Here is a 14359-nt window from a genome sequence, read left to right as displayed (position 1 = left end):
ACACATGCGGCGTCGGGGGTGAGCTGGAGCGGAGGGGTGCCCGGATGACGGCGAACGTCCGGTTCAACGTGCTCGGACCGCTGGACGTGCGGTTGGGCGAACGGCCCGTGCCGGTGCCGGCGGGTCGCGCCCGCGTGCTGCTGGCGACGTTGCTGCTGCGCGCGAACCGGCCGGTGGCCGTGGACGAGCTGGTCGAGCGGCTGTGGGACGGCTCGGCGCCGAACCCGCGGCGGGCCAGGGCGACCCTGCAGATGGCGGTGACGCGGCTGCGGCAGGCGTTGGGCGAGGCGAACGTGGTGCGCACGGCCGCGAACGGCTACCTGGCCGACGTGCCGCCCGGCGCGCTGGACCTGCACCGGTTCCGCGAGCTGGCGGCGGCGGGCGAGTACGCGGCGGCGCTGGACCTGTGGCGCGGCGAGCCGCTGTCGGACGTGCCGTCGCCGCTGCTGCACGCCGAGGACGTCGCGCCTCTGCTGGAGGAGCACCTGGTGGTGCTGGAACGGCGGATCGAGGCCGACCTGGCGGCGGGTGCGGCGCGGGAGGTGGTCGCGCCGCTGCGGTCGCTGACCCGCGCGCACCCGTTGCGGGAGCGGTTCTGGGGTCAGCTGGTGCTGGCGCTGTCCCGGCTGGGGCGGCGGGACGAGGCGCTGGCCGCCTACGAGGAGCTGCGGGCACGGCTCGCCGACGAGCTGGGCGTGGACCCGGGGCCGAACCTGCGGCGGCTGCACCGCGACCTGGTGGGCGCGCGGCCCGTGCCGCGGCAGTTGCCCCGGCGCGCCGGGATGTTCGTGGGCCGGGACGCGGAGCTGCGCGAGCTGGACGGCCTGCTGGGCGCCGACGCGGGCACGGTGGTGATCTCCGCGATCGGCGGCACGGCGGGCATCGGCAAGACGACGCTCGCGCTGCACTGGGCGAACCGGGTGGCCGACCGGTTCCCCGACGGGCAGCTGTACGTGGACCTGCGCGGGTTCCACCCGGTGGCCGAGCCGGTGCCGCCGGACGAGGCGATCTTCGGCTTCCTGGAGGCGCTGGGCGTGCCCGCGGACCGGGTGCCGGTCGACCTGGACGCCCGCGCGGCGCTCTACCGGACCGTGCTGGCCGACCGCCGGGTGCTGGTGCTGCTGGACAACGCGCGCGACAGCGACCAGGTGCGGCCGCTGCTGCCCGGCGGCGCGCTGTCGCTGGTGCTGGTCACCAGCCGTCACGACCTGAGCGGCCTGGTCGTGCGCGAGGGCGCGGTGCCGCTGCCGCTGGGCCTGCTCGCCGAGGCGGACGCGCGGGCGTTGCTGGAGCGGCAGGTCGGCGCGCGTCGGGCGCAGGCCGAGCCGGAGGCGGTCGCCGCGCTGCTGGCGCACTGCGGCGGGCTGCCGCTCGCGCTGTCCATCCTCGCCGCCCGTGCCGCGGCGGACGCCTCGCTGCCGCTGAGCGCACTGGCGGCCGAGCTCGCCGACGCGCGCACGAGGCTCGCGGCGCTGGACGCGGGCGGACCGACGACCGACCTGCGTGCCGTGCTGTCCTGGTCGCACGGCCAGTTGAGCCCGACGGCCGCGCTGGTGTTCCGGATGCTGGGGCTGCACCCCGGCTCGAACCGGACCACGGAGGCGATCGCGAGCATGGCCGCCCTGCCGGTGGCGCGGACCCGGGAGGCGTTGCGCGAGCTGGTGCGGTCGCGGCTGCTGTCGCAGCCCTCGCCGGGACGGGTCCTCTCGCACGACCTGGTCTGCCTGTACGCGTCCGACCAGGCGCGCGAGCACCACACCGAGGCCGAGCGGCGCGCCGTGCTGCGCCGCCTGCTCGACCACTACCTGCACACCGCCGACCGGGCCGACCGGCTGCTCTACCCGCAGCGCGACCCGCTCGACCTCGACCCGGCCGACGACGCGGTGGTGCTGACCCCGCTCGCCGACCACCGGGAGGCGCTGGCCTGGTTCGAGATCGAGCACCAGGTGCTGGTGGCGCTCGTGGAGCGGGCCCACGAACAGGGTTTCCCCGCGCACGCGTGGCGGCTCGCGTGGACCTGCGCCACCTACTTCCAGCGGCGCGGCCACTGGCGCGACCAGTTGGCCACGCAGTTGATAGCGCTCGCGTGCGGTGAACGGCTCGGCGACCTCGACGCGCAGGTCCGGGCGCACCGCAACATCGGCCTGATGCGGGTCAAGCTCGGCGAGCTGGACGTGGCCGCCGAGCACTACCGCCGTGCGCTGGAGCTGGCCGCCGAGCTGGGCGACGCGTTCGGCCGGGCCCGCGCGCACCGCGGCCTGGCGGCGGTGTTCGAGCGGCAGGGCCGCTACGCCGACTCGTTGCGGGAGTGCCGCAGCGCGTTGGAGCTGTTCCGCGAAACCGGCGACCCGGCCACGGTGGCGGGCGCGTTGAACGCGGTCGGCTGGTTCCACAGCCTGCTGGGCGACCACGACGCCGCGCTGCGGCACTGCGGCGAGGCGCTGGAGGTGTTCCGGGCGGTGGGCGACCGGTTCGGCCAGGCCAACGCGCTGGACAGCCTCGGGCACGCCCTGCACCACTCGGGGCGGCCGGCCGAGGCGGTCGAGCGGTTCCGGGCGGCGGTCGAGCTGTGGCGCGACACCGGCTCGCGCGACGAGGAGGCCAACACGCTGCGCCGGTTGGCGCAGGCCGAACGGGACCGCGGCGCGGTCGCCGACGCGGTGGCGGCGGCCCACGAGGCGTTGGCGATCTTCAGCGAGCTGGACCCGCCGGAGGCCGAGTCGCTGCGTGGCGAGATCAGCCGACTGTCGTCGTGAGGTCACGGCCCGTGATCGTTCGGTAGACTGCTCACCGTGCGAGGCGGGCCGGTGACGACGGAGTTCGGCGTGCTCGGGCCGCTCGAAGTCAGGCACGCGGGCCGCCCGGTCGCCGTCCCGGCGGGCAAGGCGCGGGTCCTGCTGGCCGCGTTGCTGCTGCGGGTGGGTGAGGTCGTCACCGCCGACGAGCTGGTCGAGCGGCTGTGGGACGGCGGCGCGCCCGACCCGGCCCGTGCCCGCGCCACGTTGCAGATGACCGTGACCAGGTTGCGGCGCGCGCTCGGACCCGCGAACGCGGTCCGCACCGCCGGTGGCGGCTACCTCGCCGACGTGCGCGCCGAGGCGCTGGACCTGAGCCGGTTCCGCGCCCTCGCCGACGCGGGCCGTTACGCGGAGGCGCTGGCGCTGTGGCGCGGTGCGCCGCTGTCGGACGTGCGGTCGGACGCGCTGCACCGGCTGGAGGTCGTGCCGCTGGAGGAGGAGCGGCTGTCGGTGCTGGCCCGGCGGGTCGACGCCGACCTGGCCGCCGGCGCGGCGCACGAGCTGGTCGCGGAGCTGCGCTCGCTGACCCGCGCGCACCCGTTGCGGGAACGGTTCTTGGTGCAGTTGATGCTGGCGCTGTACCGGTCCGATCGGCAGGCGGAGGCGTTGGCCGCCTACCGCGCGGCACGGGAGGTGCTCGCCGCCGAGCTGGGCGTCGAGCCGGGCCGGGAGTTGCGGGAGCTGCACGAGCGGATCCTCGTGGCACCGCCGGGCCTGGCGCCGGCGCGGTCGGTCGTGCCGCACCTGCTGCCCTCGCGCGGCCCGCACTTCGTGGGCCGTGAGGCGGCGTTGGCCGAGCTGTCGGCGTGCGCGCGGGCCGGGCCGGGCGTCGTGGTGGTCGACGGCATGGCGGGCATCGGGAAGACGGCGCTGGCCGTGCACTGGGCGAACCTGGCCGCGGAGGCGTTCACCGGCGGTCGGCTGTACGTGAACCTGCGCGGGTTCGACGCGTCGGCCGAGCCGGTGGAGCCGGACGAGGTGGTCCGGGGTTTCCTGGACGCGTTCGAGGTGCCGCCGGCACGGGTGCCGCCGACGTCGCGGGCGCAGGTGGCGTTGTTCCGCCGCACGGTGGCGGGCCGCAAGCTGCTGGTCGTGCTGGACAACGCCCGTGACGCCGAGCAGGTGCGGCCCCTGGTGCCCGAGGGCGCGTTCGTGGTGGTCACCAGCCGCCACCGGCTCACCGGCCTGGCCGCCCGGTCGATCACGCTGGACCCGCTCGACGACGCGCGGTCGCGCGAGCTGCTGGACCGCAGGCTCGGGCCGGAGCGGGTGGCGGGGCAGGGGGCCGCGACCGCGGCGCTGGTGGAGCTGTGCGCGGGGCTGCCGCTGGCGCTGGCGGTGGTGGCGGCGCGGGCCGCGGTCAACCCGCACTTCACGTTGGCGCACGTCGCCGACGAGCTGGCCGACGAGCAGGACCTGTTGGGGCACTTGGGTGCGGGCGAGGAGGACGCTCGCCTGTGGACGGTGTTCTCGTGGTCCTACCGGCTGCTGGGTCCGGCGGCGGCGCGGGTGTTCCGGCTGCTGGGTCGCCACCCGGTGCCGACCGCGTCGGTGTCGGCCGCGGCGGCGGTGGCGGGGCTGCCGGTGCCCGACGCGGCGGCCGCGATCGCGGAGCTGGTCGACGCGCACCTGCTGGCCGAGCACGCGCCCGGCCGGTACTCGGCCCACCCGCTGCTGCGGCGTTACGCGGCGGAGCTGTCCGCGACCGAGGACGACGACGCCGACCACGCCGTCGCGCGGGCCCTCACCTGGTACGCCCACACCGCGGCCAACGCCGTGCGGTGGCTGCCCGACCAGGTCGCCGAGGACCTGCCCGCGCGGGACTGCGTGCGGCCGGACGAGTTCGCCTCGGCCGCGGAGGCGTCCGCGTGGCTGGAGTCCGAGTGGGACGGTTTCGCCCGGCTGGTCCGCGCCGCGACGCGATAGCCGCCCGGCGACGACGTCCGGACGGCCGCCGGGGGTGCGGCGGTCGGGCTGCCCCGCGTCGGCGGACCGGTGGGGCGAGCCGCTCGTCTCGGTAAGCTGGCGCGGCAAGGAGGGCCATGACGACCAGGCTCGACGTCCCCGGCCCGCTCGAGGTGTGGCACGGCGGCGAGCGGATCGCGGTGCCGGCCGGGCCCGCCTGTCGCCGGCGATCCTGCCGCCGCACGCCATCCGCCCGGTGCCGGCCGACGAGCTGGTTCGCGCTGCGTGCCGCCGCCGAGAGCGGTTGCCGGCTCGGCGAGGTGCACGCGCTGGTCGGCGTGGCCGCGGCGGACCCTGGCGACGCGGCGGCGCCGTGGACCGTCGACCGCGCCGTGGAGCCGGTCTCGACCATGGGCGCGCGGATGGTCGGCGCGCGAGCACTGGCGGTGTCGGCCGAGGTGCGCCGGGTGCACGGTGACGAGGCGGCGGCGCGGTCGGCGGCCGAGGCGGCGTTGGCGGTGCGGCGGCACGGCTACCGGTCCGACGAGGCCAGGACGTTGCCGGTGCTCGGCCGGCTCGCCGACGGCCGACGTGGCACGGGAGCTGCTCTGGTGCGCGTGAGGGGTGGGTGGGCGTGACGGTGCCGCGGTTCGCCGTCCTCGGTCCGCTGGAGGTGTGGCACGGGGACGTGGCCGTGCCGGTACCCGCCGGTCGGGCCAGGTTGTTGTTGGCGCTGCTGTTGTTGCGCGCGAACCGGCCGGTGCCGGTGGACGAGCTGGTGGACCGGTTGTGGGACGGCGACGCGCCGAACCGGGATCGCGCCAGGGCCACGTTGCACATGGTGGTGCGGCGGCTGAGGCAGGCGTTGGGCGAGGCGAACGTGGTGCGCACGACCACGAACGGCTACCTGGCCGAGGTCGCGCCGGGCGCGCTGGACGTGGACCGGTTCCGCGAGCTGGTGGCCGAGGGGCGCTTCGCCGAGGCGTTGGCGCTGTGGCGCGGCGACCCGTTGTCCGACGTGCGGTCGGACGTGCTGCACGCCGAGGACGTGGCGCCGCTGCTGGAGGAGCGGCTGACCGCGCTGGAACGGCGGATCGACGCCGACCTGGACGCGGGCCGCGCGGGTGAGCTGGTCGTCGAGCTGCGCGCGTTGACCGCGCGGCACCCGTTGCGGGAGAGGTTCTCAGGTCAGCTCATGCTGGCGCTGGCCCGCTCCGACCAGCGGGCCGAGGCGCTGGCGACCTACCACGCGTTGCGCACCAGGCTGGTCGAGGAGCTGGGCGTCGACCCGGCGCCGCGGTTGCAGGAGCTGTACCAGCGGATCCTGACCTCCGAGCAGACCGCGTCGGCCGGGTCCACCGTGCCCGTGCCGCGGCAACTGCCCGTGCGCACCCGGTTCTTCGTGGGCCGGGGCCGCGAGCTGGCCGCGTTGGCGGAGCTGGTCGACTCGGCGTCGGGGAGCGGTGGCGGCGGGGCCGTGGTGATCTCCGCGGTCGACGGCGCGGCCGGCATCGGCAAGACGGCGTTGGCGTTGCACTGGGCGGCCCGGCACGGCGACCGGTTCCCGGACGGGCAGCTCTACGTCGACCTGCGCGGGTTCGACCCGAGCGGCGCGCCGGTGGACCCCGGTGAGGCGTTGCGGGGTTTCCTCGGCGCGCTGGGCGTGGCGCGGGAGCGGATGCCGTCGACGCAGGACGAGCTGATCGGCCTGTACCGCAGCTCGACCGCGGACCGGCGGGTGCTCGTGGTGCTGGACAACGCGGGCGACAGCGAGCAGGTCCGGCCGCTGCTGCCCAGCGGTCCGGGCTGCGTCGCGGTGGTGACCAGCCGCCGCCGGCTGGACGGGCTGATCGTGCGCGAAGGTGCCCGGCCGCTGGCGCTGGGCGTGCTGGCCGACGCCGACGCGTTCGCGCTGCTGGAGCGGCAGCTCGGCGCGGACCGGGTCGCGGCCGAGCCGGGGGCCGCGCGGGACGTGGTGGCGCACTGCGCCGGCCTGCCGCTGGCGTTGGCGGTGGTCGCCGCGCGGGCCGCGGCGCACCCGGAGTTCCCGCTGGGCGCGCTGGCCGCCGAACTCGCCAACGAGCGCACCCGGCTGGACGCGCTCGACACCGGTGACGAGGCGGCCAGCGTCAAGGCCGTCATCTCGTGGTCGTGCGAGCGGCTCACCCCGGCCGCCCGCCGGCTGTTCGAGCTGCTGGGCCTGCACCCCGGCCCCGAGGTGACGGTGCCGGCCGCGGCGAGCCTGGCGGGCGTCGCGGTGCGCGAGGCGCGGGCCTGCCTGCGCGAGCTGAGCGCGGTGAACCTGCTGGTCGAGCACCGACCGAGCCGCTTCTCCCTGCACGACCTCGTGCACGCCTACGCCCGCGAGGTCGTCGTCGAGCGCGTCGACGGACCCGCCCGCCGCGCCGCCGTCCACCGCCTGCTCGACCACTACCTGCACTCGGTGCGGGAGGTCGAGTCCGTGCGCGCCCCCTACCGCGACACCGAGGTACCGCTCGACCCACGCCTGCCGGACGTGGTCGTCGCCGGGGCCGCCGACCGCGACGACGCGCTGGCCTGGCTGGAGCTGGAGAAGGCCACGGTGTTCGGCATGGTGGAGCACGCGTCCCGGCACGGCTTCGACGGCCACACCTGGCGGCTCACCGCGTGGCTGACGTCGTTCTGCGGTCGGCGCGGGTACTGGCAGGAGGCGTTGCGGTGCCACCGGGCGGCCCTCGACTCGGCGCGCCGGCTCGGCGACGAGGTGGCGCTGATGACCGCGCACCGGGGGCTGGGCCGCATCCACGTCGTGCTGGGGGACTTCGAGGAGGCGGAGTCGCACTTCGAGCGGGCGCTGGCCTCGGCGCGTGCCACCGGCGACCGGCGCGGCCAGGCCAACCTCCACGGCGACCTCGGCGTCCTGCACGAGGACGACGGCAAGCACGTCGAGGCGCTCAGCCACGCGCGGCAGGCGTTGGAGATCGCCGACGAGCTGGGTGACGCCGTGCTGTACCGCCGCACGCTCAACGCGGTCGGCTGGCTGCACGCCCTGCTGGGCGACCACCGCACCGCGCTGGACCACTGCCTGCGGGCGTTGGCGCTGCACCGCGACACCGGCGACGTGTCGGGCGAGGCGGTCATCTGGGACAGCCTGGGCTACATCCACCACCACCTCGGCAACCTCGCCGACGCGGTGCGCAGCTACGACATCGCCCTGACGATGTACCGGTCCATCGGCGACCGCTACGAGGAGGCCCTGACGCTGGACCGGCTGGGCGACACCCTCACCGCCTCGGGCGACCGCGACGCGGCGCTGCGGGTGTGGTCGGAGGCGGTGTCCGTGCTGGACGACCTCGGCCACGCCGCCGCCGACCGCGTCCGGGCCAAGGCGGTGGAGCTGCCGTGACGGGGCGGCGGCGCACCGTCGGTCCGGTGGGGTATGCATATGCAGGCCCGCCCCGGCCGACGAGGGGATGACGGATGAGCTTGCACGTGGCGGTGGACTTCGGCACGTCCAGCACTTGCGTCGCCCTGTCGCGGCACGGCGGGGAACCGCAGGTCGTCGTGGTCGACGGCCAGCCGATCGTGCCCTCCGCGGTGTTCGCGGCGGCCGACGGCACGCTGTTCGTCGGGCAGGAGGCCGAGCGCCAGGCGGCGGTGGACCCGTCCCGCTACGAGCCGCACCCCAAGCGCCGCATCGACGAGGGCGAGCTGCTGCTCGGCACGAGCGTGCTGCCGGTCGTCGACGTGGTGCGCGCCGTGCTGACCAGGGCCGTGGACGAGGCGCGGCGCGTGGCCGGCGGCGCTCGGGTCGACCTGCTCGTGCTCACCCACCCGGCCGACTGGGGTGCGATCCGCACCAGGGTGCTGTTGCGGGCCGCACGGGGCCTGGGCCAGGAGGTCCGGCTGGTCCCGGAGCCGGTCGCGGCGGCGGTGTTCCACTCGGCGACCCACGCCATCCCGGACGGCGCGGCGCTGGCCGTGCTCGACCTCGGCGGCGGCACGGTCGACGCCAGCGTGGTGGCCCGCCAGGGCGGCACGTTCCGGGTGCTGGCCACCAAGGGCGACCCGGGCTTCGGCGGCGCGGACGTCGACCAGGCGCTGCTGGAGCACATCGGCTCGCTGGTCTCGCCCGGCGAACCGCAGGCGTGGCGGCAGCTCGTGGAGGGCCGGGAGCTGGCCGACCGCCGCAAGCGCCGGGTGCTGCGCCAGGACGTGCGCGGCGCGAAGGAGACGCTGTCCCGGCACGCCTACACCGACGTGCCCATGCCGCCGCCGTTCCCGGACGCCCACGTCACCCGGACCGACCTGGAACGGCTGATCAGCACCCCGCTCACCCGGGCCGCCGCGCTGGTGGCGGGCGCGGTGGCCGACGCGGGCCTGGACCCGCGGGGCCTCGCCGGCGTGTTCCTGGTCGGCGGGTCCAGCCGCATCCCGCTGGTGGCGCGCCTGGTGCTGGAGCAGTCGGGCGTGGTGCCCACGAGCATCGACCAGCCGGAGACCGTGGTGGCGCGGGGCGCGTTGCGGGCGGTCAGCGTGGACCCGTTGCGCACCGGCGCGCTGCCCGCCGGCCAGGGCGACGTCACCCGGAAGATCACCGACAACCAGACCCGCAAGATCACCCGGCGGATCACGCCACCCTCGCCGCCCACCGGTTTCCCGCAGCCGTCCTACTACCCGCCGCCCGTGCCCCCGCCCGTGCCGCCGCGCCGCAGCCGCGTGCCGCTGCTCGTGACGGCCGTCGTCGTGGTGGTCGCCGTCATCGGCGCGTCCGTGGCGTACGCGTTGAGCAGGGACGACGACATCGACGGCGGGCCGACCACGCCCGCCACGAGCTCGTCCGCCGCGGAGGGCAAGACCATCGCGCAGTACGACTACAGCTTCGTCGCGCCGAGCGGCTGGCAGCAGACCGGCGGCCAGGTCGAGACCCGCAAGGTGCTGCTCAAACCGGAGTCGCCCGGCTCCGAGCTGGACGTCATCGCGGTGGAGGAGCGGCTGCTCAACTACAACGCCACGCAGGACCGGGGACGGGCCGAGGGCGAGCTGCGCGGCCAGTACGACCAGCGCGAGAACGTGTCCGATTTCGACCCTTCCGCGGACTTCGCCGCCAAGGATGTCGTTTACTACCGGGAACAGGCGGGGTCGGCCGTCATCGACTGGTACGTGCTGTTCCAGGACGACGTCCAGGTCAGCGTCGGGTGCCAGTACCCGCAGGACGGGCGCGAGCGGGTCCGTCCCGCGTGCGAGCAGGTGGTCGGCACGCTGACCGTGACCAAGTGAGCAGTGGGGACTGTGATGACCGGCATCCCGGAGGTCTTCGCCCGGTTCCGCGCCGACCTCGACGCGGCGGTGACCAGGGGCAGGCGCGCGGCGGCCGCCGCGGGCGAGAAGGGCGCGGCCCAGCGCGAGCGCAACCGGCAGCTCGCCGAGCGGGCCAGGGCCCGGCAGGTCCGGCCCGACGCGCACGCGCCCACGTCGCCGGACGTGCAGCGGGTCGCCACCGGGTTCCGGCAGCACCGCGGCCTGCCCGTGGAGGAGTTGCCGCCGAGCGCCGAACTGCTCGCGCCGGAGAAATCGCGAGAGCAAACGGACGCGAATGCAAATTCGGTTCCGCCGCCTCCCGTGCTCGGTTCCCGCGCGGTGGCTGGCCCGAGCGGTCAACTTCCCCCCGAAAGGGGCGATGACGAGGACTTTTCGCAAGCGCGAATCCTCTACTGAGCGCGGTTGGGCACCGGCTGCGTTTACACCCGCAACGACTTCCGAAGAAGTCGGGACAGCGTGGAACCGGACATGGCAAGGTCTGCGTCGTAAGGGGCGTACCAAGCGAGAACGCCTGATCTCATCTACCAAGGGGGTCGCACCCAAATGGCCGGTTACGAGACTGGATCACAGGAGCTCTTCGATGCCGCCAAGGACATCGTGAGCACCAACAACAACGTGCAGGGCGTCCTGGGTCAGCTCGGCAACACGATCGACGGCCTGTCCAGCGCGTGGAGCGGTGGCGCCGCCCTCGCGTTCCAGAAGCTGATGGAGCGCTTCCGCGAGGACGCCGACAAGCTGCAGAAGGCCCTGCTCGACATCGCCGACCAGATGGACGGCAGCGCGCAGACCTACGTCCAGCAGGAAGAGGAGCAGGCGCAGGAGATGTCGGCGATCACCAACCGCCTCGGTGGCTGACGCTTCGCATTCGCGCCTCGTTTCCGTTCCTTTCGCTTTTCCTTCTCTTTCTGACTTCACCTCCAAGGGGAGACCATGGACACCAACCAGATCAAGGTCGACTTCGGCTCGCTGAGCAGCGCCGCCGGTGACATCACCAACCAGGCCGGCAAGATCCAGTCCGAGCTGGACAACCTGAAGCAGCGCCTCGCGCCCGTCATCGCCCAGTGGGGCGGTGGCGCGTCGGAGAACTACCAGGCCGCCCAGCGCGCGTGGGACGAGTCCGCCGCCGGCCTCCAGCAGGTGCTGGCCCAGATCGGTACGGCCGTGCAGTCGGCGACCGACGCCTACCAGGCCGCGGAGTCGAAGAACGCCGCTCGCTGGTGACTCCGGTCACTTCCGCGTGACCCCCGCGTGGCCCCGGGAACCTCGAGGTTCCGGGGCCACGTGCGTGTTCAGAGCCGGTTCGGGGGCCCCGTTTTGACCCACGCCGACCCCACCCGGTATCTTCCTACGTTGTTGTGCGGTAACTGGTGCGCAGTATGCGTGCCGCGTGTTCTGGTCCTCTGCCCACCTGGGGTCTCTGGCCTGAGCAACCGCCGCAATGACCCCAGACGCAAGTGACGACGAGGTAGACCCGTGCGCACGTACAGCCCGAAGCCCGGCGAGGTGACCCGAACCTGGCACGTGATCGACGCCCAGGACGTGGTGCTCGGTCGGCTCGCCACCCAGGCCGCGACGCTGCTGCGCGGCAAGCACAAGCCGACTTACGCCCCCCACGTTGACACCGGTGACTTCGTCATCGTCATCAACGCGGACAAGGTGGCGTTGACCGGCAAGAAGCGTGATCAGGAGTTCGTGTACCGGCACTCCGGTTTTCCGGGCGGCCTGAGCCAGCGCTCGTTCGGCGAGGTGCTCGACACCCGCGCCGACCGGCTGGTCGAGAAGGCGATCAAGGGCATGCTGCCCAAGAACCGCCTCGGCCGCGCGATCGCGGGCAAGCTCAAGGTCTACACGGGCCCGAACCACCCGCACGCTGCGCAGCAGCCGCAGCCGTTCGAGATCAAGAAGGTCGCCCAGTGACCGAGCAGCAGACCGAGGACATCGACGTGACGACCCCTGAGGCCGAGTTCGACGCCGTCGAGACCGAAGCCGTCGAGGCGGAGGCCACGGAGGCGGAGGCCACCGAAGCCGACACCTTGGACGCCGAGGTCGAGGACACCGAGGTCGAGGCCGCGCCCGTCGTGCGGCACACCCTGAACGCGGGTGCGCACCACCTCGCGCAGACCGTCGGCCGGCGCAAGCAGGCCATCGTCCGCGTGCGGCTCCTCCCCGGCTCCGGCAAGTTCACCCTGAACGGGAAGTCCCTCGAGGACTACTTCCCGAACAAGGTGCACCAGCAGCTCATCCGCGAGCCCCTGGTGACGACCGAGAAGCCGGAGACGTTCGACGTCATCGCGAACCTGCGCGGCGGCGGCACCACCGGCCAGGCCGGTGCGCTGCGCCTCGCGATCGCGCGTGCGCTGATCGCCGTCGACTCCGAGGACCGCCCGGTGCTGAAGAAGGCCGGCTTCCTCACCCGTGACCCGCGGGTCAAGGAGCGGAAGAAGTACGGCCTCAAGAAGGCCCGCAAGGCGCCTCAGTACAGCAAGCGCTGACCTCCTTCCGGGGTTTCAGCGAGCACCATCCTGCGGGAGCAGCCAGTTCTTCGTCGAACTGCTGCTCCCGCAGTGTTTTCTCCCCCTTTTTGTTCTGCGTACATGGAGGACACGGCGATCATGGCTCGGCTGTTCGGCACTGACGGCGTACGCGGTCTCGCCAACGCGGACCTGACCCCGGAACTCGCGCTGTCCATCGCCGCCTCGGCGGCACGGGTGCTGGCCGAGCACGACCGCTCGCACCGGCCGGTCGCGGTGGTCGGCCGCGACCCGCGGGCCAGCGGCGAGATGTTGGAGGCCGCCGTGGTGGCCGGCCTCACCTCGGCGGGCGCGGACGTGCTGCGCGCGGGCGTGCTGCCCACCCCGGCGGTCGCCTACCTGGTGTCGGCGCTGGGCGCGGACGTCGGCGTGATGATCTCCGCCTCGCACAACCCGATGCCCGACAACGGCATCAAGCTGTTCGCCGCGGGCGGGCACAAGCTGCCCGACGCGGTCGAGGACGAGATCGAGCAGAAGCTGGGCGAGCGCGACCACCGCCCGACCGGCGCGGGCATCGGCCGCGTCCGCGACATCGAGGACGCCGAGGGCCAGTACGTGCAGCACCTGCTGAAGGTGACGCCGCACCGCCTGGACGGCCTGAAGGTCGTGGTGGACTGCGCGAACGGGGCCGCGTCCGTGGCCGCGCCGGACGCCTACCGCCGCGCGGGCGCCGAGGTCGTGGAGATCCACGCCGACCCCGACGGGCTCAACATCAACGACGACTGCGGCTCCAACCACGTGGCGAAGCTGCGTGCCGCGGTGGTCGAGCACGGCGCGGACCTGGGCATCGCGCACGACGGTGACGCCGACCGCTGCGTCGCGGTCGACGCCGACGGCAACGACCTCGACGGCGACCAGGTCATGGCGGTGCTCGCGCTGGGCATGAAGGAAGCCGGCGAGCTGACCGACAACACGCTGGTCGCGACCGTGATGAGCAACCTCGGCCTGCACCTGGCGATGCGCGAGCACGGCATCGACCTCAGGACCACCGCGGTCGGTGACCGCTACGTGCTGGAGGAGCTGCGCGCGGGCGGGTTCGCGCTGGGCGGCGAGCAGTCCGGGCACGTGATCCTCCCGGCGCACGCCACCACCGGCGACGGCCTGCTGACCGCGTTGCGGCTGATGGCGCGGATGGCCGAGACGGGCAAGCCGCTGGCCGAGCTGGCGAGCGTGATGCACCGGCTGCCGCAGGTGCTGATCAACGTCGTCGTCGGTGACAAGGCGGCGGTGGCCAAGGACGCCGCGGTCAGCGAGGCCGTCGCCGCCGTGGAGGCCGAGCTGGGCGACACCGGCCGGGTGCTGCTGCGCCCGTCCGGGACCGAGCAGCTGGTGCGGGTCATGGTCGAGGCGCCCACGCACGAACTGGCGGAGTCCGCCGCGCAGCGCCTCGCCGGTGTGGTTTCCTCGGTGCACTGACGCGCGAGTCGTTCGGGGGTTCGGGGATGGGCAACATCGGCTACTTCGAGATGGCGATCATCGCGCTGGTGGTGATCGCCGTCGTCGTGGGCATCGTGGTGCTGGTGAAGAAGAGCGGCGGCAAGCGCGCCGCCCAGCCCCACCACCCCGGCCAGGCGTACCCCGGTCAGCCCTACCCGGGCCAGCCTTACCCGGGCCAGCCGCACCCCGGCCAGCCCTACCCAGGTCAGCAGTTCCCCGGTCAGCCGCAGCCGGGTGGGCCCTACCCCGGTCAGCCGCAGCCGGGCGGGCCCTACCCCGGCCAGCCGCCGCAGGGCGGCCCGCAGCCTCCCCACGGCCACCAGCCGCCCCAGCCGCCGCCCGGTCCGCAGCAGCCACCGCGGTAGCGCGCGCCCCGGCGTTCACACC

General features: G+C 74.4%; 12 protein-coding genes. All 12 read left to right on the top strand.

Translation table 11 applies throughout. From position 1 onward, the window contains the following. Positions 1-44 precede the first annotated feature (44 nt). Positions 45-2756 (top strand): BTAD domain-containing putative transcriptional regulator, encoded by a 2712-nt coding sequence (locus LZG04_RS35335; RefSeq protein WP_233825427.1) that lies wholly within the window; start codon positions 45-47, stop codon positions 2754-2756. A gap of 51 nt (positions 2757-2807) precedes the next feature. After that, entirely contained in the window at positions 2808-4724 is a 1917-nt protein-coding gene (locus LZG04_RS35330; RefSeq protein WP_233825426.1) for an AfsR/SARP family transcriptional regulator, read from the top strand. 116 nt (positions 4725-4840) lie between these two features. Beyond that, positions 4841-5341 (top strand): hypothetical protein, encoded by a 501-nt coding sequence (locus tag LZG04_RS35325; protein WP_233825425.1) that lies wholly within the window; start codon positions 4841-4843, stop codon positions 5339-5341. Next, the gene (locus LZG04_RS35320; protein WP_233825424.1) at positions 5338-8088 is read left to right on the top strand and encodes a BTAD domain-containing putative transcriptional regulator; all 2751 of its coding nucleotides are present in this window, start codon (positions 5338-5340) and stop codon (positions 8086-8088) included. The genes LZG04_RS35325 and LZG04_RS35320 overlap by 4 nt, the downstream gene beginning before the upstream one ends. A 74-nt stretch (positions 8089-8162) precedes the next feature. Then, the gene (locus LZG04_RS35315) at positions 8163-9962 is read left to right on the top strand and encodes a type VII secretion-associated protein (protein WP_233825423.1); all 1800 of its coding nucleotides are present in this window, start codon (positions 8163-8165) and stop codon (positions 9960-9962) included. A gap of 15 nt (positions 9963-9977) precedes the next feature. Beyond that, complete coding sequence (locus LZG04_RS35310; RefSeq protein WP_233825422.1) at positions 9978-10400, top strand: hypothetical protein; 423 nt, start codon at positions 9978-9980, stop codon at positions 10398-10400. 147 nt (positions 10401-10547) lie between these two features. Continuing rightward, on the top strand, positions 10548-10859 hold the full coding sequence (locus LZG04_RS35305) for a WXG100 family type VII secretion target (protein ID WP_267938703.1): 312 nt from the start codon (positions 10548-10550) through the stop codon (positions 10857-10859). Positions 10860-10934: 75 nt separating this feature from the next. Next, positions 10935-11225, top strand: coding sequence for a WXG100 family type VII secretion target (locus LZG04_RS35300; protein ID WP_233825420.1), 291 nt, complete (start codon positions 10935-10937; stop codon positions 11223-11225). 252 nt (positions 11226-11477) lie between these two features. Next, positions 11478-11921: a 50S ribosomal protein L13 gene (rplM, locus tag LZG04_RS35295; RefSeq protein WP_033436749.1), complete on the top strand. Its 444-nt coding sequence runs from the start codon at positions 11478-11480 to the stop codon at positions 11919-11921. Positions 11922-11947: 26 nt separating this feature from the next. Then, positions 11948-12496 carry a 30S ribosomal protein S9 gene (gene rpsI / locus LZG04_RS35290; protein ID WP_374202960.1) on the top strand — a complete coding sequence of 183 codons (549 nt, stop codon included), beginning with the start codon at positions 11948-11950 and terminating at the stop codon, positions 12494-12496. Positions 12497-12616: 120 nt separating this feature from the next. Continuing rightward, complete coding sequence (gene glmM / locus LZG04_RS35285; RefSeq protein WP_233825418.1) at positions 12617-13951, top strand: phosphoglucosamine mutase; 1335 nt, start codon at positions 12617-12619, stop codon at positions 13949-13951. 26 nt (positions 13952-13977) lie between these two features. Then, positions 13978-14337 carry a hypothetical protein gene (locus tag LZG04_RS35280; protein WP_233825601.1) on the top strand — a complete coding sequence of 120 codons (360 nt, stop codon included), beginning with the start codon at positions 13978-13980 and terminating at the stop codon, positions 14335-14337. Positions 14338-14359 lie beyond the last annotated feature (22 nt).

The sequence above is a fragment of the Saccharothrix sp. S26 genome, from assembly GCF_021390395.1.
Classification (GTDB): domain Bacteria; phylum Actinomycetota; class Actinomycetes; order Mycobacteriales; family Pseudonocardiaceae; genus Actinosynnema.
Note: the sequence above shows the minus strand (reverse complement) of the source record. Positions and strands in the feature narration are given on the sequence as shown.

Bases quoted from the DNA above. Each gene is read 5' to 3' on its own strand.
- LZG04_RS35305 (WP_267938703.1), top strand. From the start codon at position 10,548: ATGGCCGGTTACGAGACTGGATCACAGGAGCTCTTCGATGCCGCCAAG.
- LZG04_RS35335 (WP_233825427.1), top strand. From the start codon at position 45: ATGACGGCGAACGTCCGGTTCAACGTGCTCGGACCGCTGGACGTGCGG.
- glmM (WP_233825418.1), top strand. From the start codon at position 12,617: ATGGCTCGGCTGTTCGGCACTGACGGCGTACGCGGTCTCGCCAACGCG.
- LZG04_RS35310 (WP_233825422.1), top strand. From the start codon at position 9,978: ATGACCGGCATCCCGGAGGTCTTCGCCCGGTTCCGCGCCGACCTCGAC.
- LZG04_RS35280 (WP_233825601.1), top strand. From the start codon at position 13,978: ATGGGCAACATCGGCTACTTCGAGATGGCGATCATCGCGCTGGTGGTG.
- LZG04_RS35325 (WP_233825425.1), top strand. From the start codon at position 4,841: ATGACGACCAGGCTCGACGTCCCCGGCCCGCTCGAGGTGTGGCACGGC.
- LZG04_RS35315 (WP_233825423.1), top strand. From the start codon at position 8,163: ATGAGCTTGCACGTGGCGGTGGACTTCGGCACGTCCAGCACTTGCGTC.
- LZG04_RS35300 (WP_233825420.1), top strand. From the start codon at position 10,935: ATGGACACCAACCAGATCAAGGTCGACTTCGGCTCGCTGAGCAGCGCC.